Source organism: Microbacterium schleiferi, from assembly GCF_020781975.1.
Taxonomy (GTDB): Bacteria; Actinomycetota; Actinomycetes; order Actinomycetales; family Microbacteriaceae; genus Microbacterium.
In genome coordinates this window covers 72883-91966 of the sequence record NZ_JAJGNI010000002.1, presented here as the reverse complement: position 1 = coordinate 91966, position 19084 = coordinate 72883, and the positions used below count along the sequence as shown (strand labels likewise).

The 19084-nt window shown below is 64.8% G+C and carries 17 protein-coding genes; 5 read left to right on the top strand and 12 right to left on the bottom strand.

Features of this window, described 5'->3' with window-relative positions; translation table 11 throughout:
- Positions 1–22 precede the first annotated feature (22 nt).
- Positions 23–1138 carry a hypothetical protein gene (locus tag LL236_RS02690; protein WP_228177260.1) on the top strand — a complete coding sequence of 372 codons (1116 nt, stop codon included), beginning with the start codon at positions 23–25 and terminating at the stop codon, positions 1136–1138.
- On the opposite strand, the gene LL236_RS02685 is transcribed toward LL236_RS02690, so the two are convergent.
- The 6 genes from LL236_RS02685 to LL236_RS02660 are packed head-to-tail and all read right to left on the bottom strand — an operon-like array spanning position 1119 to position 7837.
- A complete protein-coding gene (locus LL236_RS02685) occupies positions 1119–2600 on the bottom strand; it encodes an O-antigen polymerase (RefSeq protein WP_228177259.1) in 1482 nt (493 codons plus the stop codon). The genes LL236_RS02690 and LL236_RS02685 overlap by 20 nt on opposite strands.
- Positions 2593–3696: a glycosyltransferase family 4 protein gene (locus tag LL236_RS02680; protein WP_228177258.1), complete on the bottom strand. Its 1104-nt coding sequence runs from the start codon at positions 3694–3696 to the stop codon at positions 2593–2595. The genes LL236_RS02685 and LL236_RS02680 overlap by 8 nt, the downstream gene beginning before the upstream one ends.
- Before the next feature lie 17 nt (positions 3697–3713).
- Positions 3714–4904, bottom strand: a complete 1191-nt coding sequence (locus LL236_RS02675) for a glycosyltransferase family 4 protein (RefSeq protein ID WP_228177257.1) — start codon at positions 4902–4904, stop codon at positions 3714–3716.
- 4 nt (positions 4905–4908) lie between these two features.
- The gene (locus LL236_RS02670; RefSeq protein WP_228177256.1) at positions 4909–6159 is read right to left on the bottom strand and encodes a sulfate adenylyltransferase subunit 1; all 1251 of its coding nucleotides are present in this window, start codon (positions 6157–6159) and stop codon (positions 4909–4911) included.
- 2 nt (positions 6160–6161) lie between these two features.
- Positions 6162–7073, bottom strand: a complete 912-nt coding sequence (gene cysD / locus LL236_RS02665; RefSeq protein WP_228177255.1) for a sulfate adenylyltransferase subunit CysD — start codon at positions 7071–7073, stop codon at positions 6162–6164.
- The gene (locus LL236_RS02660) at positions 7070–7837 is read right to left on the bottom strand and encodes a 3'(2'),5'-bisphosphate nucleotidase CysQ (RefSeq protein WP_228177254.1); all 768 of its coding nucleotides are present in this window, start codon (positions 7835–7837) and stop codon (positions 7070–7072) included. Before LL236_RS02660 ends, cysD begins: the two co-directional genes overlap by 4 nt.
- Before the next feature lie 115 nt (positions 7838–7952).
- Between LL236_RS02660 and LL236_RS02655 the strand changes: the two genes are divergently transcribed.
- The 4 genes from LL236_RS02655 (at position 7953) to cysC (ending at position 11629) form a co-directional block, all read left to right on the top strand.
- Entirely contained in the window at positions 7953–8423 is a 471-nt protein-coding gene (locus LL236_RS02655) for an RrF2 family transcriptional regulator (RefSeq protein WP_228177253.1), read from the top strand.
- Positions 8424–8528: 105 nt separating this feature from the next.
- Positions 8529–9446, top strand: a complete 918-nt coding sequence (locus tag LL236_RS02650; RefSeq protein WP_228177252.1) for a sulfite exporter TauE/SafE family protein — start codon at positions 8529–8531, stop codon at positions 9444–9446.
- Between the two features lie 123 nt (positions 9447–9569).
- Positions 9570–10535 carry a sulfite exporter TauE/SafE family protein gene (locus LL236_RS02645; protein ID WP_228177251.1) on the top strand — a complete coding sequence of 322 codons (966 nt, stop codon included), beginning with the start codon at positions 9570–9572 and terminating at the stop codon, positions 10533–10535.
- Positions 10532–11629 carry an adenylyl-sulfate kinase gene (gene cysC / locus LL236_RS14960; RefSeq protein ID WP_228177250.1) on the top strand — a complete coding sequence of 366 codons (1098 nt, stop codon included), beginning with the start codon at positions 10532–10534 and terminating at the stop codon, positions 11627–11629. The genes LL236_RS02645 and cysC overlap by 4 nt, the downstream gene beginning before the upstream one ends.
- A 52-nt stretch (positions 11630–11681) precedes the next feature.
- Here the strand turns inward: cysC and LL236_RS02635 are convergent, their stop codons facing one another.
- The 6 genes from LL236_RS02635 to LL236_RS02610 all read right to left on the bottom strand — a co-directional run bounded on the left by LL236_RS02635 (position 11682) and on the right by LL236_RS02610 (position 19083).
- Positions 11682–13073: a polysaccharide biosynthesis tyrosine autokinase gene (locus LL236_RS02635; protein ID WP_228177249.1), complete on the bottom strand. Its 1392-nt coding sequence runs from the start codon at positions 13071–13073 to the stop codon at positions 11682–11684.
- 220 nt (positions 13074–13293) lie between these two features.
- Positions 13294–14316, bottom strand: a complete 1023-nt coding sequence (locus LL236_RS02630; protein WP_228177248.1) for a sugar phosphate isomerase/epimerase family protein — start codon at positions 14314–14316, stop codon at positions 13294–13296.
- Complete coding sequence (locus tag LL236_RS02625; protein ID WP_228177247.1) at positions 14313–15422, bottom strand: Gfo/Idh/MocA family protein; 1110 nt, start codon at positions 15420–15422, stop codon at positions 14313–14315. The genes LL236_RS02630 and LL236_RS02625 overlap by 4 nt, the downstream gene beginning before the upstream one ends.
- A 4-nt stretch (positions 15423–15426) precedes the next feature.
- Entirely contained in the window at positions 15427–16398 is a 972-nt protein-coding gene (locus LL236_RS02620; RefSeq protein WP_228177246.1) for an ABC transporter permease, read from the bottom strand.
- A complete protein-coding gene (locus tag LL236_RS02615) occupies positions 16395–17909 on the bottom strand; it encodes a sugar ABC transporter ATP-binding protein (RefSeq protein ID WP_228177245.1) in 1515 nt (504 codons plus the stop codon). The genes LL236_RS02620 and LL236_RS02615 overlap by 4 nt, the downstream gene beginning before the upstream one ends.
- On the bottom strand, positions 17902–19083 hold the full coding sequence (locus LL236_RS02610; protein WP_228177244.1) for a Gfo/Idh/MocA family protein: 1182 nt from the start codon (positions 19081–19083) through the stop codon (positions 17902–17904). The genes LL236_RS02615 and LL236_RS02610 overlap by 8 nt, the downstream gene beginning before the upstream one ends.
- Position 19084 lies beyond the last annotated feature (1 nt).

Below are 19084 nucleotides of genomic sequence, written 5' to 3'. Positions count from 1 at the left end.
GCCAAACCTAGGGAGAATGTCGATGACGTCCGAGATGGTGATCGTCGTCGAACCGAATCACACAGGGCACCGAATGCAGTACGCGCGTTGGCTGTACGACTGGTGTCTCGCTGAAGGCAAACGGTTCGCTCTTGCTACCGCAAGCAAAGCTCTCGTCTCGGACGAGTTCCAGGCGAGATTTGCGGATGTCCCTCATCCTGCAGTTGTCGATCTCGGGGTTCGGCAGCATGTGGGGACCCTGCGCTACCAGCTCTGGGTACTGCAGTGCCTTCGTCAGGTGCTCAAGGAGCACCCCGAGGCTCGCGTGCTTCTGCCGGAAGGGGACAAGACGCTCGCGCTCCTCTGGACGCTTGGACGAGCGTCCAGGCGAGTCGGAGTCTTGGTGATGCGGGTGCCGGGACCGGGAGGGGGGCTTGGCTCGCGGTTGAAGCGTACTGTCGTCTCTCTCTCGTCACAGGGGGGGAGAGTTCGAGTCCTCGCACCATCGCGGCCGCCCGCTGACAACTACGTGTGGAGAGGCTTCCAGGCAGCGCCTGACCCCGTCGAGCTAACGCATCGGGCGGACTCTGGAACGCCAGGGTTTCTCGAGCCCGTCGTCGGTTCATCGGATGGTCGCGTCTGGATCGGGCTTCTCGGTGCTCTGAATGCGCGCAAGAACGTCACACGAGTGCTCGATGCCGCGGCGGCGATCGAAGACCCGCAGCGCATTGGAGTCCTTCTCGCTGGACGCGTCGCGCCCGCATACAGCGCTGAGCTTGCTGTGTCCCTGGATGCTGCGCGTGCCCGGGGGGTGACGGTCCATCTTGAGGACCGCTTTCTGACCGATGCGGAGCTCGATTTCGCCATCGCTGCGGTTGACGTGGCGGTCACTGCATATTCCCATGACGCGCCGAGCGGTATCTTTGGCAAGGCGGCTTCGGTTGGTACTTACGTTGTCGCGGCCGGGAACCAGTCTCTTCGTGAGGCGATTGCGCCTCTCGGGTACCGGGCGATTTACTCCGAGTTGTCGCTTACGGGGCTCCGTGCGGCGCTTACGGAGGCGGTGACGTCTTCGCAGGAGCACCCTCGCGAACCTATCGAGCTCGCCGGACCCGCAGAGTTCGCAGCATCACTGGCCGCTACCGTCTGTTCCAACTAGCCAGTTCGGCTCTTTCTGATTTCAGCTGGGGGCTGCGTGCGTCCCCGAACAGTGAGTTCGTATCTCTTCCCGCTCGGGTCGTTGCCCGGCTGCGGGGCCGCTCTGAAGTCATGGATTGTAGCGCCATCAACATCGCGTACAAGAGGAACGCGGATAGAAACATGGGTGCGACTCCGTTGAGGGCTCCGCGTAGCACGATCGTTGCGAAGCCCATCATCAGCGCTAGAAGGAGGGCGCTGCTCGTCATGATGCCAGCTGTCCCTGCGACGAGGGCGCGGCGCTCGACTCGCGTGACGATGAGCCCGAGAAGGATAAAAACCAGGAGCACTCCGACGTATCCGAAACTGAGGTAGGCCTCGGCGGGTAGCGGGTTGGAGACGTTGGTATACCTGTAGCCCAGCGCGCCTGAGACGATACCCCCCGAGTCCACAGGCTTGCCTGGCCAGAGGTCACGCGGCACCCAGAAGAGTGCGGCGCCGAGGAAGTTCTCTCCCCATCTGAGGACGTCGAAGCGGTCGACGTAGATCCAGGAGTCGACGGTCTGTTTGAAGCCATCGAAATCGACGCCCAGCAAGTAATTGCCGACGTCACGCCCGACTGCTCCAGCAATGTCAATCTCGCCGCCGTTGCCTAGCGCTTTGATCGTCGGGAAGAACAGCAAGAGAAAGACAGGTGCTATCAATGCGAATAGCACTTTGCGTGATCTGCGGAAGAACGACGTGAGCACGGCCACGATTGCAATCACAGAGCCGAGCAGCTGAAAGCGAGAGAGTCCGGGCGGATAGTTGAGCATTAGGAAGGTTGCAAAGCTGAGTAGTGCCACGAGCCGAAATCCGCTGCTTCTCCGGCTTTCTGTGTCGCCGATCAAGAGCTGAAGGCAGATGAGCACGCCGACGAGACTGATTGACCGGCCGATGAACAGCAACTGCAGCCACCCACCCTCGGCACTCGCGATCTCGCCCCCACGCTCCGTCCGGGTGAGAAAGAGGCGTGAGCCGACGAAGGCAATGATTGCCACATTCGCGAGAAGGATTGCGACGCTGGCTTTGCGGAAGAACGGTGCCCTCATCTCTTGACCGAGCGCCCGAATCCGAGTGGGGCGGGAGCTGTCGACCTGCATTTCGGCGACGAGATATGCGAGTTGCGCGACGGAAAAAATCGCGAAACCGGTGAGTAGCTGTTGCCAGGCGTAGCTCGAGTTGAAGGGAAACACGCCTGCGTCGATTTGCAGGTATGCGGGTATCGCGATGAAGAAGAGGAAGAAGAAGCCGGTTATCAGCGAAACGCCACCGCGTCGAGAATGCAGAACAATGTACGCGAATAGGGCCACATTGGCGGCCAAGTATGCGCCGCTGGCAACCCCGAGGCTGCCATATGAATCGCTGATGGTCGAAGCCAACAGCGTCACAACGAGTAGAACGACCCCGCAGCCTTGCAGGACTCGCGCGATCACATCAGTCACTGCGGGGCTCCTGCAACACCGTCTCGCCCAGCATCACTGACTGCCATTCTGCGGCAATGTGGTTGATTCGGTAATCATCTGCCATGGCGTAGTGCTGGGACTTGAAGCGCTCTAGCTCGGCAGGATCTCGCGCAAGTCGCGTGATGAGCTCGGCAACGCCGGCACTATCTCCTTCAGTGAACAGGTTACCAAGGTTGCTCTTGTGCAAGATTGACCGCGGCCCCACATGGTCGGTTGCGATAACGCCTAACCCAGCGGCCATTGCTTCCGTCAGAACGATCCCGAACAGTTCCTCCCAGACGCCTTCCCGCTTTGAGAGCAGGACGAGGAGGTCGTGCTCCGCCATCACCTGGGCGAGCCTCGAACGCTCCCAGATGGGGTCGAGCAGGGTTATGGCGCCCTGGGTTGCGGCCGCCTCGCAGAGTGGCCGTAACGGCCCGTCGCCTACGACGGTGACGTGTGTACTTGTCCACGTGGGTGCTGCCTCGAGAAGATCGCGCACACCCTTCTTCTCGGACAGCTCACCGACGTAGATGATTCGCAGCGGTAGGGTTGAGGGGGCCGAAGGCTTTCTCGCCTCGAAGAACTCGTCCGGAACCGCGTGGGGTATGACCCTGGCATCGACGCCGAAACGGGTGACGATGTCGTCGCGCACTTCGTCCAGGACCGCAACGATCTGCACGTTCGCGTGGCGAAGAAACCTGATCCAGAGCCGCTGGAACAATCCCGTCAGCGGGCCATACTGGTGCGGGGTCGTGTGGCGCTCCCAGCGTATGCGGGACGTGTGGTAGACGACTCTGTTTTTCCGCGGAAGCGCGCCGTAGAGCAGGATGCGCCAGTCCCACGGAGCGAATCCGATGACGATGACTTCGTCCCGGAGGAAGGGAAGCTTGAGGCGGAGCGCAAGATCCGAAGCTGTCCGTCGCAGACGGGTAATGAGCGAGTCTTTGGTTCGCACCGAGGTTCGTACGAAGTCCTTCACGACGCTGTAACGGTTGGCGCCGACGATCGTGATTCTTCCCTCGGCTGCGAGACGGAAGATCGCCGGGTAGTACTTTCGTGGGTCCGTCTCGTGGATGATTCGAACTTGGGGCACTGCATCGCTCGCCATAGCTAGGCTCCGGTTGGACTCGAGCGGGGAGCGCCTGCGGGGTGAGCGGCGTCATCGAGGAAGGCCATCAGCCTCTGAGCTTGCTTGCTCCATGAGTACTGTGATGCTTTCTCGAGCCCCCTCTGCTGCATCTGATTCCAGAGTGCATGATCCGTCAACAGCTCAGTCGCGACGTGAGCGATTGACTCGGGGCGATGCGGATCGCAGTACAGCACGGCATCCCCACAGCGCTCACGAATGCTCGGGATATCGGCCGCGACGACCGGGCAGCCATTTGCCATCGCCTCGATCGGAGGCAACGGGGAGGCCTCGTAGAGGGAAGGGAAAAGGAAGAGGCGGGCGCTACGCATGTGGGCGTATACCGCTGATGCGTCGTCGATCTGCCCAAGGAATCGGAACTCGGGCGGGTAGGCGGCCCCTCCAACAGCAGATGAAAAATTGTGCCCATTGGCGCCGATGACAACGAAATCCGTGTCTTCCTGCTCTACAAGGGTGCTTGCCGCGATGAGGAGATTCTCCGCGTTCTTGCGTCGAGTCAGCGACCCCACATAAAGAATCTCGGGAGCGCGTTCGGCATACGCCTGCAGCGGCGTGTTTTTCGAGACGCCCTCTCGCAGTGCACCGTTCTGGAGAACGTGGAGATCCGCGGACTTCCGTTCAAGCTTGTAGTGGCGGAGTATTGATTCTCTTTCGACTTCGGCAACTGTGACTGTCACGTCGGAGCGTCTTAGCGCTAGCGGGACGAGAACTCGGTACAACCAACGGAATCGCCAGTTGTATGCCTTCGGGAAGTAGACGAAGGACAGGTCGTGGACCATCGTTAGGACTCTGGTGCGGGTAGAGAAGAGCGAAAGAGCCGGTGCGACGTTCCCGAAGCAGATGAGGTCGCTACCGCGGGCGTACCGGGCTAGTTCAAGCTGTTCCCAGAGGTGGCCTGAATAGCGACCGTGGGGCGTGACCTTGATTTGCCTGAGCGCGGGCGTCGTTAGAAGAGGTGAGGAGGCAGGCACGACAACCTCGACATCAATATCACCGAGTTCGCCCGCTGCGAGCAGGGAGTCGATCGCGTGGAGATACTCGATCGCGACCCGTTGCACGCCAGTTACCGGCTGACAGAGAAACCTGCCGTTGATCACAACCTTTCGGGAGCCGCTCTTGCTTTGAATGTCGCGGCTCCCGGTGGGCCCGGCCACTGCTCTAGTCCGCCGCCGTTATCGTGCCGGCGCCGACGGTTCGGTTCGTTGCCTCGTTGATCAGCACGAACGCCCCCATCGTCCTGTTACGGACGTACTCATCTGCTACGAGTGGTGTCGTCGTGCGGAGCTTCACGCGACCGATCGAGTTGAGCCCGAGTTCGCTCGCCATCTCCGTGCGGTGAAGGGTGTTCACGTCGAGCTCGTAGGAGATCTCCTTCACCACGGCACGCGCAGCGCGGGTGGTGTGGAGGATCGAGAGCTTCTGGCCGACAGTAAGAGGGACGTCATCCATCCAGCACACCATCGCGTCGATGTCCTGACTGACCTCAGGGTGGTTGCCCTTGCGGCAGATCACGTCACCGCGCGAGATGTCGATGTCGTCAGCCAGGCGGACGGTCACGGACATCGGCGGGAACGCCTCGTCGACCGGGCCGTCGGCGGTGTCGATGCCGACGATCTTCGACGAGAGGCCGCTCGGCAGCACGAGAACCTCGTCGCCGATCTTCATGACACCACTCGCGACCTGGCCGGCGTACCCGCGGTAGTCGCGGTGCGCGCTCTGCTGGGGGCGAATGACGTACTGCACCGGGAAGCGAACATCCTGCAGGTTGCGGTCGCTCGCGATGTAGACGTTCTCGAGGTGATGCATGAGAGAAGTGCCCTCATACCAGGGCATGTTCTCGGAGCGGTTCACCACATTGTCGCCAGCGAGAGCCGACAGGGGGATCGCCGTCATGTCGGTTATGTTGAGCTTCGACGCGAAGGCGAAGAACTCATCGCGGATCGACTCGAAGACCTCCTGAGACCAGTCGACGAGGTCCATCTTGTTCACGGCGAGCACGATGTGCGGCACGCGCAGCAGCGACGCGATCGTCGCGTGGCGGCGGCTCTGCTCAAGCACACCCTTGCGGGCATCCACCAACACGATCGCGAGGTCTGCCGTCGACGCTCCCGTGACCATGTTGCGCGTGTACTGCGCGTGGCCAGGGGTGTCGGCGATGATGAACTTTCGCTTGGGGGTGGCGAAGTAGCGGTAGGCGACGTCGATCGTGATGCCCTGCTCGCGCTCTGCGCGCAGGCCATCAGTCAGCAAGGAGAGGTCGGCGTACTCGTCGCCACGGGCCTTGCTCGTCGCTTCGACACTCTCGAGCTGGTCTTCGAAGATCGACTTCGAGTCATACAGCAGACGGCCAATGAGCGTGCTCTTGCCGTCGTCGACCGAACCAGCGGTCGCAAATCGCAGCATGTCCATGTTTAGAAGTACCCCTGCTTCTTCCGGTCTTCCATCGCGGCCTCGCTGACCTTGTCGTCACCGCGGGTCGCGCCGCGTTCGGTGACGCGCGTCGCTGCCACTTCTTCGATGATGAGCTCGACAGTGTCGGCATCCGATGCCACCGCTGCCGTCAAGGTTGCGTCACCGACGGTGCGGTAGCGCACCTTGCGCGTCTCGACGACCTCGTCGTCCTTGGGAGCGCAGAACTCGTTCGCAGCGAACAGCATGCCGTTGCGCACGAACACGTCACGGTCGTGAGCGAAGTAGATCGACGGGATGTCGACTTCGTATTCTCCGATGTACTGCCAAATGTCGAGCTCAGTCCAGTTCGACAGGGGGAACACGCGGATGTTCTCGCCCGGGTGCACGCGGCCGTTGTAAAGGCTCCAGAGCTCGGGGCGCTGGTTCTTCGGGTCCCACTGGCCGAACTCGTCGCGGAACGAGAACACGCGCTCCTTGGCGCGCGCCTTCTCTTCATCGCGGCGGGCGCCGCCCATGCAGGCGTCGAACTGGTTCTTCTCGATCGTGTCGAGCAGCACCGGAGTCTGGATGCGGTTGCGCGAACCGTTGGGCTCTTCGCGAACCGTGCCCTTGTCGATCGCCTCCTGCACCGATCCCACGACGAGGCGGATGCCGTGCTTCTCGACGATCGAGTCACGGAACTCGAGAACCTCGGGGAAGTTGTGCCCCGTGTCGACGTGCACGATCGGGAATGGGATCGGCGCCGGGTGGAAGGCCTTCATCGCGAGGTGCAGCAGCACGATGGAGTCCTTGCCGCCCGAGAAGAGCAGCGCGGGGCGCTCCATCTGCGCGACAACCTCGCGGATGATGTGGATCGACTCAGCTTCCAGAATCTGGAGTTGGCTGAGCGCGTACTGATTAGGCGATGTCACTCCGATGCCTTCCGTTCAGCGTTCGCGATGGCCTCGAGAATCTGCGCCGCGAACTCCGGGCGGCAGACGACGAGGTCGGGGAGGTAGGGATTTTCTTGGTTGTAGACGAGAGGGCTTCCATCGAGCCGCGACGTGTGCAGGCCGGCGGCGCGAGCGACAGCGACCGGCGCCGCTGAATCCCACTCGTATTGTCCGCCGCCGTGGACATAAGCATCCACTTCGCCGGTCACGACGGCACACACCTTGACTCCCGCCGACCCCATCGCCACGAGGGTTGCTCCGAGCTGTTCGGCGACGGCGTTGACGATCTCGGGCGGCCGCGACCGGCTCACCGCGATGCGGATCGGACCTTCAGGGCGCGCCGGGGGAGCGGGAACGGTGGCGCTCGAGAGCAAAGTCTCGGGCCCGCCGAGCGCGACAGCCCCGAGAGCGAGCTCGCCGTCTTGCCACAGCGCGACATGCACTGCCCAGTCGTCACGGCTCTCGGAGAACTCCCGCGTACCGTCGAGCGGATCGATGATCCAGACACGCTCAGCCGAGAGCCGCTCGGCTGAGTCCTTGGCCTCTTCGCTCAGCACCGCGTCGTCGGGCACGGCGTCGTACAGGCGCCCGGCGATATGTGCCTGCGCCGCGGCATCCCCGGCGTCTTTGAGCGCGCGAAGGTCATCGCCGAGGAACTCTCGGCGAGTGGTGATCAGGACTTCGGCGGCCGTACGTGCGATGGATTCTGCGAGCGATGAATCGCTCAGTGGTGCTTGTGTCATTGGTCGCTTTCCCAGTGGCTGACCGTACGCTGAGCGACCTTACCGTAAGCGTGTGTCGTCAAACGAACGCCGGGTCTCTTCCGCGTTACGCGTACGTAACAGGCCATAATCGGGTATGCGCATCTCAGCCCGAGCGGACTATGCCGTCCGAGCGACGGTCGCGATCGCGCAGGCCGGCGACGAGGTCATTTCGGCAGATGCCGTAGCCGAGGCGCAGGGGATTCCGGGCAGCTTCCTCGAAGGCATCCTGACTTCGCTGCGGCGGGCTGGAATCGTCACCAGTCGTCGCGGAGCGGCCGGCGGCTATCGGCTCGCATTGCCCGCCTCGACCGTTTCGGTGGCTGACGTCATCCGCGCCGTTGACGGACCGCTCGTGTACGTGCGCGACGCGCGACCCTCGGATGTCGACTACGTCCAGGAGCAGGAAACGCTCGCTGCCCTGTGGGTCGCACTGCGGGCAAACGTGCGTGCTGTTCTCGAGGCGACAACGATCGCCGATCTTGCTGCGGGGAGCCTGCCGGCGTCGGTGCAAGCCCTGGCCGACGAGCCACGAGCCTGGTTGAACGCCTCTTCTCTCGGCGACTGAGCCAGCGCCGACTGAACGGTTCGCAAACTGTCCATTTGCGCGTGCGGTCATTCGTGTGTCTTAATACCCACTAATCCAGTCGGATTTATCGGGAAGAGGCATCGAATGCAAACCCTGCTCCTGCTTGCGGTCGTCGGTTTCGCCGCCCAACTCGTCGACGGCGCGCTGGGCATGGCCTACGGCGTCACCTCCACGACCCTTCTGCTGCTCATCGGCGCGAGTCCCGCGGCAGCGAGCGCATCCGTGCACCTTGCCGAGATCGGGACGACCCTCGCGTCCGGTCTGTCTCACTGGCGATTCGGCAACGTCGACTGGAAAGTCGTCGCCAAGGTCGGCATCCCCGGCGCGATCGGAGCCTTCCTCGGCGCGACGCTGCTCTCGAACCTCTCGAGCGATGCGGCGCGACCTCTGATGAGCGGCATCCTGCTCGCTCTGGGCTTCTATGTGCTCGTGCGGTTCACCTTCCGGGCGATCCCGAAGCCCGATGGCTCCAGGCCGCTTCGACTGCGGTTCCTCGCGCCACTGGGCCTGTTCGGTGGCTTCATCGATGCCACCGGCGGTGGCGGATGGGGTCCGGTCGGAACCCCCGCGCTTCTCGCCAGCGGACGGATGGAGCCCCGAAAGGTGATCGGCACCATCGACACGAGCGAGTTCCTCGTGGCCATCTCGGCCAGCGTCGGCTTCTTCATCGGCCTCGGCTCGCAAGGATTCGACCTCGGTTGGGTCCTCGCACTGCTCATCGGCGGCCTGATCGCAGCTCCTCTCGCCGCCTGGCTCGTGCGCATCATGCCGCCGCGCCTGCTCGGCTCGCTCGTGGGCGGGATGATCATCTTCACCAACACTCGCACGATCATGCTCGGCGTTGACCAGGCCGGAGGACTTCTCACGTGGTGGGTGCTCGGCGGGGTCCTCGTGCTCTGGGTGGCTGCGGTGTGGATCTCGGTGCAAGCCGTGCTCACCGACCGTCGGATCGCCCGACGCGAGCAGGAGCCTGAGCGAACACTCACCGAGGCTGCCGAGTGACGACGTGCGCAAAGAGACGTGCGCAAAGAATTGACGAGCCGTTAACACGCCTGAACTTGCTTCACCCGCATCCGTGCCGTTGAATACCGACTAATCCGGTCGGAATTTACGAGGGGGCACCGCATGGATTGGGGACTTGCCCTTGCGGGTCTCGGAATCGGCATCGTCGTCGGTCTGACCGGCATGGGCGGTGGCGCCCTGATGACGCCCGTGCTCGTGCTGTTCTTCGGGGTCTCGCCGCTCACGGCCGTCTCCAGTGACCTCATCACGAGCGCGTTCATGAAGCCCGTCGGCTCGATCGTGCACATGCGTCACGGCACTGTGCACTGGAAGATCGTGCTCTGGCTCGTGGCCGGCTCGGTGCCTGCTGCCTTCTCGGGAGCCCTGATCATCAGCGCGATCGGCCCGATGGAAGAGGTCAACAACTTCGTCAAGACCGCGCTCGGCGTCGTGCTGCTCATCGCTGCGGCGCTCCTTATCGTGCGCGCCTACATCGCGATGCGCACACACGCCCGCATCATGCGCGGCGAAGAGATCGCACGCCCTGAGGTCGCCGACAAGGACATCAAGGTCAAGATCGTCACCACCGTGATCGTCGGCATCGTCGGTGGCCTCATGGTCGGCCTCACCTCGGTGGGCTCGGGATCGTTCATCATCATCACGCTCATGGCGCTCTACCCGATGCTCTCGGCCAACCGCCTCGTCGGCACCGACCTCGTACAGGCAGTGCCACTCGTGATCGCTGCAGCCGCCGGTCACCTGCTCTACGGCGATGTCGACTGGGGCATCGTGTGGCCGCTGACCATCGGTGCGATCCCCGGGGCCTATCTCGGTGCCCGGCTCTCGTCGCGCGTGTCGGGGACGATCATTCGACGCGCTCTGGCCCTGGTGCTCTTGGCCGCGGGCCTCAAGATGCTCAAGGTGTCGAACGAGTGGACCCTCATCCTCGTCATCAGTGCCTTCGTGATCGGTACGCTGGGCTGGATGTATCTGCGCACCCGCCACGGACTCAAGCCCACGCAGCGCCAAGAGAAGCGCGCCCGCGAACTACAAGAGACCCCGAGCGGCGACACCGAGTCGCCCTCGTGACCGCCCGCGTCACGCTTAGCCCGGCCGGAGTTGCCGAGCTTGAACTCGTGCTCGCCGGCGGCCTCGGATCGGTCGCCTATGCGTCGGAGGACGGCGGAGGCCGCCTGCGGACGTCTGAGGCCCTCGTGAGCGGAACCGTGGAACTGCTCGACCAGGAGGGCACACCCCTCGCCGCGGTCGAGGTCGATGGCGCCGCCGCGGGCGAATGGCTCGTCGGACCCGTAACTCAGCTTCGTCCCTTTGGGCACCAACTGCACCGTGACCGTCGCATTGGCGCCCAGACTTCGCACGCGCCCCGCGCAGTGGTCGTCCTGGGCGACCTTCCCGGCGAAGACGACCCGCGCTGGAATTCACTCGATCAACGACCGCTCGTCGTGCTGGACACCGGCCACTACGCGGAAGCGCTCAGCCGGGATGTGCGTCGTGCTCTCGCTGCCGGTTACGACGTTCGGGTCCTTCCCGCGCCCGATGCGGCGCTGCGGCCCCGGGGTGACTGGAGTGACGCTGTTGCCGCAGCCGCCCACGCGCTTGTCGCTGACGAGGTGGAGGTCTGGGACACCGAGCGCGCGGTCGGCGACGGTCTCGTCATCCTGCTCACCGGCCTCTCAGGCTCGGGCAAGTCCACGATCGCGAAGCTCCTGGCCGAACGCCTCGGCGAGGTGGACGACCGCACGGTCACACTGCTCGACGGCGACGAGGTGCGACTCATCCTGTCGTCCAAGCTCGGCTTCTCGCGCGAAGACCGCCTCATGAACGTCCGCCGCATCGGCTGGGTCGCGGCGCTGATCGCGAAGCACGGCGGGATCGCTGTCTGCGCGCCGATCGCTCCGTATGCGGAAATGCGTGCCGAGATGCGAGAGCGAGCCGAGAACGTCGGGCGCTTCATGCTGGTCCACGTCTCCACGCCCCTGGAGGTCTGCGAAGCGCGCGACCGCAAAGGCCTCTATGCCAAGGCGCGTGCTGGCGAGATTCCGCAGTTCACGGGTATCAGCGACCCCTACGAAACGCCCACCGACGCCGATCTGGCGATCGACGCCAGTGTGGTGAGCCCCGAGGACGCCGTCGACCAGATCGTCGCTGCACTCCCGCGCTGAGGGCCGGATTACGCTGCTCGCTCGGGCGCCGTTGCGCTCGGTTGTGGCCGGTCTACTTCTTGTCGGAGTGGCCGTACCCGTAGCCGTATCCGTACCCGTAGCCATACCCATAGCCGTACATGTACGAGTCGGGCCCCTTTGTCGGCGCCATCGTCATCACGAGACCGGCGACCTTCGCCCCGACCGTCTCAAGTGCTTCGAGAGCACCGTCAAGCTGATGCGTCGTCGTGCGACCCGCAGCGGTGACGACGATCGCGCCAGCGGTGAGTCGGGACAGCACCGCGGCATCCGTGACCGGAAGAAGCGGCGGAGCGTCGCAGATCACAACATCGAACGTGTTGACGAAGTCGTCGAGGAGCGCCTTCATCTGCGACGAACCGAGGAGTTCGGACGGGTTCGGCGGTACCTTGCCCGCGGGAAGCACGTACAGAGGGCGGCGACCCCAGGGGAGCATCACATCGGTGACCTTCGCGCGCCCGATCAAGACGTCCGTCAACCCGACCGCGCCCTCGATACCGAGGTAATCGGCGACCTTCGGCTTGCGCAGATCGGTGTCGAGCAGGGCCACGCGCTTGCCGGCGTCCGCGAGAGCGATCGCGAGGTTCACCGCGGTCGTCGACTTACCCTCGCTGGGAATGCTCGAGGTGATGACGAACGTCTGGCCGCCATCCAACTCGATGAACTGCAGGTTGGTGCGCAGGGCTCGGAACGCCTCGGCGCGCTGGTTCGTGGGGTCGGCTTCGAGGATGATCGGGCGCTCGGCCGCCTTCGGGTCGAAGGGGATGACGCCGATCATCGGACGATCGGTCAGCTGAGCGACATCGCGCGGCGTACGCACCTTGGTGTCGAGCACAGTGCGCAGGATGGCGAACGCGACACCCAAGGCCAGACCGATGAGCCCACCGAGCGCGAGGTTCAGCGGAACGTTCGGGCTCACGGGAGCGCTCGACGGCAGCGCCGGGCGGATGACGGACAGGCGCACGGGGCTCGCGGTGAGTCCCGCCGTCGTCTCGATCTCTTCCACGGCATCCGACAGGCTCGCGGCGGTGGCGTTCGCGATGTCGGCGGCCAGCTGGGGGTCGGCATCCTGCACCGACACGTTGATGATCGCGGAGTTCAACGGCGATGAGACCGAGATCTGCTTTGCGAGCTGACTTGCCGTCGTGTCGAGACCGAGGTCGTCGATGACGGGGTTGAGTACGACCGGAGATGTCGCGACGAGCACATACGACGGCACCCGATCGAGGGAGAAGTTCGATCCCTGGTTCAGGTCCTGAATGGTTCCCGAGCCCGCCTGCGTCGAGACGAAGACAGAGCTCTCGGCCTCATACAGCGGCGTGCGCGTCAGGGAATATGCGGCGGCGGCACCCACACCGACGAGCGTCAACGCAAGAATGATGAGCCAGTTCTTGCGCAGGATGTGTAGGTAGTCGCGGAGCTCCATGGTGCCTCTCGGTTGGGGATCCTCGAACTATCCTCACACACCCGGTATTTCGCGCTGGTATCCGGCTGGTATCCGGTTGGGGCGGCGGAGGGGGGGTTTCGTCTCGCTTCGCTGCTCAACGACCGGCGAAGGGCTGCTTCCACGGGCAACCGCGAACGCGGCGAGCAGTCCGTGCGGTGCGCTGCGGCGATCTCGGCGGTGTGGCCGCGGAAACCGGTGCCTACTGGTTGCTGAACGCGGCGTCGAACGACTGCTCGGGAAGCTGCCACAGCAGCGAGCGCACGTACGTCACGGCCTCGGCGGCGCCGTGGAGTCGGTCCATGCCGGCATCCTCCCACTCGATCGAGATAGGACCGGCGTAGCCGATCGCCGCGAGCGCCCGGAAGGCATCGTCCCAGGGCACATCGCCCCGCCCCGTCGAGACGAAGTCCCACGGTCGGCGTGGGTCACCCCAGGGGAGGTGCGAGCCCAATGTGCCGCCGCGACCGTTCGTCGCGCGCACTCGTGTGTCCTTGCAGTCCACGTGGTAGATCCGGTCCTTGAAGTCCCAGATGAAACCGACCGGGTCGACCCGCTGCCACATCATGTGGCTGGGATCCCAGTTGAACCCGAACGCGGGGCGGCGATCGATCGCCTCGAGGGTTCGCACGCTCGTCCAGTAGTCGTAGGCGATCTCGCTCGGATGCACCTCGTGCGCGAATCGCACACCCTCGGCGTCGAAGACGTCCAGGATCGGGTTCCACCGGCGGGCGAAGTCCTCGTAACCAGCGTCGATCACCGTGGCATCCACCGGCGGGAACATCGCGACATACTGCCAGATCGACGAGCCGGTGAAACCCACCACCGTGTCGGCGCCGAGGCCTCTCGCCACCCGGGCGGCCCGCTTCATGTCGTCGGCGGCGCGCTGACGCACCCCCTCAGGGTCACCGTCGCCCCACACGTAGTCGCGCACGATCGCCTGGTGACGGAAGTCGATGGGGGAGTCGCACACCGCCTGGCCGGCGAGGTGGTTCGAGATCGCGAACACTTTCAGCCCGTACCGGTCGAGCACCTCGAGGCGCGAGCGCAGATACGCAGGGTCCTCGTCGGCGCGACGCAGATCGAGGTGGTCACCCGACGCGGCGATCTCGAGCCCGTCATAGCCCCACTCCGCCGCACGCCTCGCGACCTCGTCGAAGGGAAGATCCGCCCACTGGCCCGTGAACAGGGTGACCGGATGCCGTGCCTCGTGCGTCGATGTCATGCTGCGTTCGCCTCCCGGCGGGCGGAGTCCGTGGCGTGAGCCCAATCGCCCGACTCCGACGAGGCGATCACGGCTTCGGTGAGACGGGCTGCGCGCACCCCGTCGGCAAACGAGGGCAGCCCCTCGACGCGCTCACCACGGATGCTGCGGTGCACGTCGGCGAGAAACAGCCCGAAACAGTCAAGGTACCCCTGCGGATGGCCGGAGGGAACCAGCAGATACGGATCCAGTCCGCGGGCATCCGCCGACGTCTCGTCACCCTTCGGAACGATCGTGACCTGCTCACGCGCGCCGATCCACAGATCGTTCGGGTTCTCTTGATCGAACGCGTACGACTGCGTCTCCCCGTCGATCGACAGCCACAGGCGGTTCTTGCGACCCGGTGTGGCCTGAGACACCACGAGCGACCCGGATGCGCCGCGATCGGTCTCGAACAGCATCGTCACGCCGTCCTCGGTGAGGACCGGAACCTCGCCCTCGGCCGAGATCCGCGAATCGTGCAGCCGCGAGCGGGTTGCGATGAGCCGCACGATGCGGTGCCCGCTAACGAACTCGAACAGGTCGCACCAGTGCACACCGATGTCGGCGAACGCGCGCGACGCCCCATCTGCCAGACGCCAGTTCGTGCTCGAACGGTCCGACATCCAGTCCTGCAGATAGTGGCCGTGCGCCAGCCAGATGCGCTCATCGCCGGCCGCGATCCGCGAACGGGCCTCTCGCACGGTCGGGTAGAAGCGGTAGACGAAGGGCACGGCGTGCACGACACCGGCGGCGTCTGCGGCATCCTGCAGGCGCTGCGCATCAGCCAGCGACAACGCCAACGGTTTCTCGCAGATCACATGCTTGCCCGCCGCGATCGCCGCCTCGGCGTACTTCACGTGGAAGGCGTTCGGGGTGCACACGTGCACGAGATCGACGTCGGGGTCGTCGATGAGTTCTTGGGGGGTCAGGACCCGCCGCACGCCCTCGTCCTGGGCGGTAGCCCGTGTCCGGTCCTGATCGCGTCCCGCGAACGCGACGACCGTGCCGCCGGCCGACCGCACTGCTCGCGCGTGCGCGCGACCCATGAACCCGGTACCGATGATCCCACTGCGAATCGGCTCCATCGCGCTACTTCTTTCTCGAGAGGGCGACGGCCGCGATGATGATCGCGCCACGAACCACCTGCTGCTGGGCCACATCGAGCCCCGCAAGGATCAGGCCGTTATTGACCAGGCCCATGAACAGCGAACCGAACAGGGTGCCGATGATCGCCCCGCGACCGCCGAACAGGCTCGTGCCGCCGAGGATCACCGCGGCGATTACCGTAAGCTCATCGCCCTGGCCCCACTGGAAACGGCCAGACTCGAGGCGCCCCGCGTACAGCATCCCCGCGAACGCGGCGACGATGCCCGACACGAGCAGCACCGTGAACTTGATGCGCGCGGTGTTGATGCCGGTGAAGCGCGCCGCGGTCGGGTTACCGCCCGTCGCGAGCACCTTCCGACCGTAGCGCGAGCGGTTCATGATGACCCATCCGAGCGCGACGATCACGGCCGTCCACACCAGCAGACCCGGGACCGGGCCGAAGTCGCCGCCGCCGAAGATCATGACGTACACGTCGTCGGTGATCGGTTGCGGGGCCGAGCCCGTGATCCACTGCGCGATACCGGCCGCCAACCCGAGCATGCCCAGGGTCACCAGGAATGAGGGGATGTTCAGCAGCGCGACCAGGCCGCCGTTGACGGCGCCGATGATCGCGCCCGAGGCGAGCCCCGCCAGGATGCCGGGCACCAGCCCGAAGTTGGTCACAGTGATCGCCGTCACCACCGAACTCAAGCCCGCGATCGAGCCGACGCTCAGGTCGATCTCGGCGGCAGCGATGACGAACGTCATCGCGATCGCCATGATCGAGATCGTCGCCGTCTGCCGCGCGATGTTGAGCAGGTTGTTGCCTGATAGGAATCCGTCGTTGCCGAGCATCACGGCGAAGAGGATGAACACCACGACGAACGCGATGTAGATGATGTTGCTGCGCCAGTCCATGCGGGCGGTCAGACGCCGCCACATCGAGGTGTTCTCGGCGCTCACAGAGGTGCTCATGCGGCCTCTCCTTGGATGATGAGTTGGAGTTGTTCTTCGCTGCTGATCTGCGAGCGAGTGAGTTCGCGATCCGTGCGCCCGCCGCGTAGGACGACGACACGGTCGGCGACGGCCAGCAGCTCGGGAAGCTCGGAAGAGATGAACAGCACGGCGTTGCCCTGCGAGGCGTAGTCGCGCACGATGTCGAGGATCTCGGTCTTGGTGCCGATGTCGACGCCCGCCGTCGGCTCGTCCATGACGAGCAGCTTCGGATCGGTGTTGATCCACTTCGCGACGACGACCTTCTGTTGGTTGCCGCCCGAGAGCAGGTTCACGGGAGCGTACGGGTCGGCTGTCTTGACCGAGAAGCGCTCGACGAGGTCCTGCGTCATGGCGCGCATCCGTGCCGTGCTCACCAGGATTCCCGCCATGAGGCGGTCGAGGACCGGCAGCATGAGGTTCGCCGAGACCGAATGTTCGAGCACGAGGCCCTGTTCGCGGCGGTCCTCGGGGATCAGGGCGATGCCGGCCCGCTGCGCCGCAAGCGCGCTGCGGAAGCTGACCGTCCGCCCGTCGATCCGGATGGTGCCCGACGACGGTCGATCGATGCCCGCGATGACCCGGGCGAACTCGGTGCGACCGCTCCCCATGAGGCCCGCGAGACCGACGATCTCGCCCGCACGCACCGTCACGTCGACATCCACGAGGCCCGTGTCGCTGGCGACGTGCTCGGCGGCGAGGATCACGCGATCGTCGACGCCGCGCTCGCGCTCACGGTAGACGAGGTCGCTCGCCAGACGCCGGCCGATGATCGCCTCGATGATCTGCGCCACCTCGACGTCGGCCACGCGGTCGCTGAGGACCACCCGCCCATCGCGCAGCACCGTGATGCGCTGGGCGACGCGGCGGATCTCGTCCATGCGGTGCGAGATGTAAACGATCGCGATCCCACGAGCCGTCAGCCGTTCGATGAGCTCGAACAAGCGCTCCACCTCGTGGCTGGCCAGGCTTGCGGTCGGCTCGTCCATCACGAGCACGGTGGCGTTCTTGGCCACTGCTTTCGCGATCTCGACCAGCTGCCAGTACGCGGTGCCGAGAGTCTCGACACGGGCCGCCGGGTCGATGCTCACGCCCAGGTCGGCGAAGATCCGCGCAGCCTCGCGCTCGGCGGCGCGGTCGTCGATGAGGCCCAGCTTGGAGCGCAGCTCCCGGTTCAAGAAGATGTTCTGCGCGACCGTCATCGACGGCACGAGACTGAACTCCTGGAACACCATGCCGATCCCGACCCTCTCGGCATCCGCGGGGTTGCGGATCTTCACCGGCTCGCCGTTGACCTCGATCTCACCGGAGGTGATCGGATGCACGCCCTGCAGCACCTTCATGAGGGTCGACTTGCCCGCACCGTTCTCGCCCGCCAGAGCGTGAACCTCACCCGCATGGATGTCGAGATCGACCTCCTTGAGCACCTCGACGGGCCCGAAGCTCTTGACGATGCGGCGCATCCGCACCGCGGGTGCGGACGAATCAGACATCGCCGCCGTCGCGCGCAGGAATCTTCACCCATTCGCCCGACTGGCCCGACTCGAGGATCGCGTCGTCGACCAATGCTGCGGCGTAGCCGTCGGCGAAGTCGGGACGCACCCGGCTGCCGTCGACGATCGCCTTGATGACGTCGTGGGCTTCAATGATCTTCGTCTCGCCGTACCCGATGCCCAGCGCGGGGATGGGCCACAGGGCCTCACCGTAAGGCGTGTTCGGTCCCGTGTAGACGGTGCGGAAGCCGCGGCGGTCGGCAGGGTCGCTCTTGAACGCGACCTGCAGCTCGTCACGGTTCTCGTAGTTGAAGAAGATCGAACCCTCGGTGCCGTGGATCTCGAAGGTGATGAAATTGTTCCGACCCCACGCGTTGCGCGTCGCCTCGATCGAGCCCACGGCACCGTTGTGGAAGCGCACCAGTGAGATGGCCTCGTCGTCGACATCCACCGCACCGCGGGGCCCGTCGGACTTCGACGCACCGCCGAGGGCGTCGAAACCGCTGGTCTGCAGCGGGCGCTCGGCGATGTAGGTCGAGGTGATCGAGTTCACCGCGGAGATCTCGCCGACGAGATACCGGGCGATGTCGACGACGTGGCTGCCGATGTCGCCCACCGCACCCGATCCGGCGACCTTCTTCTGGAAGCGCCAGCTCAGCGGCGAGTCGGGGTCGGCGCTCCAGTCCTGCAGATACGTGCCGCGGAAATTCAGGATGCGACCGATCGCGCCCTCGTCGATGTACTTCTTGGCCAGCGCGACAGCCGGGGTGCGACGGTAGTTGAAGGCGACGGCGCTGACGACACCGGCGCGCTCAACTGCTTCGAGCATCTGTAGCGCCTCAGCGGAAGTGGGCGCGAGGGGCTTCTCGCAGATCACGTGCTTGCCCGCCTCGGCGGCGGCGATTGCGATCTCGGCGTGCAGGTTGTTGGGGGTCGCGATGTCGACGAGGTCGACCTCGGGGTCGTTGATCACGGCCTCCCACGAACTGGACGACGTGTTCCAGCCGTAGCGGTCCGCAGCGGTGCGCGCCAGGTCCTCGGTGGCGTCGACGACGACGTGCTTGACGGGGCGTGCCGGGGCCGGCCAGAAGAACATGGGCATGGCTGAGTACGCGAGCGAGTGGGCCTTGCCCATGAACCCGCCGCCGATCATGGCGATCTTGATGTCTTGCATG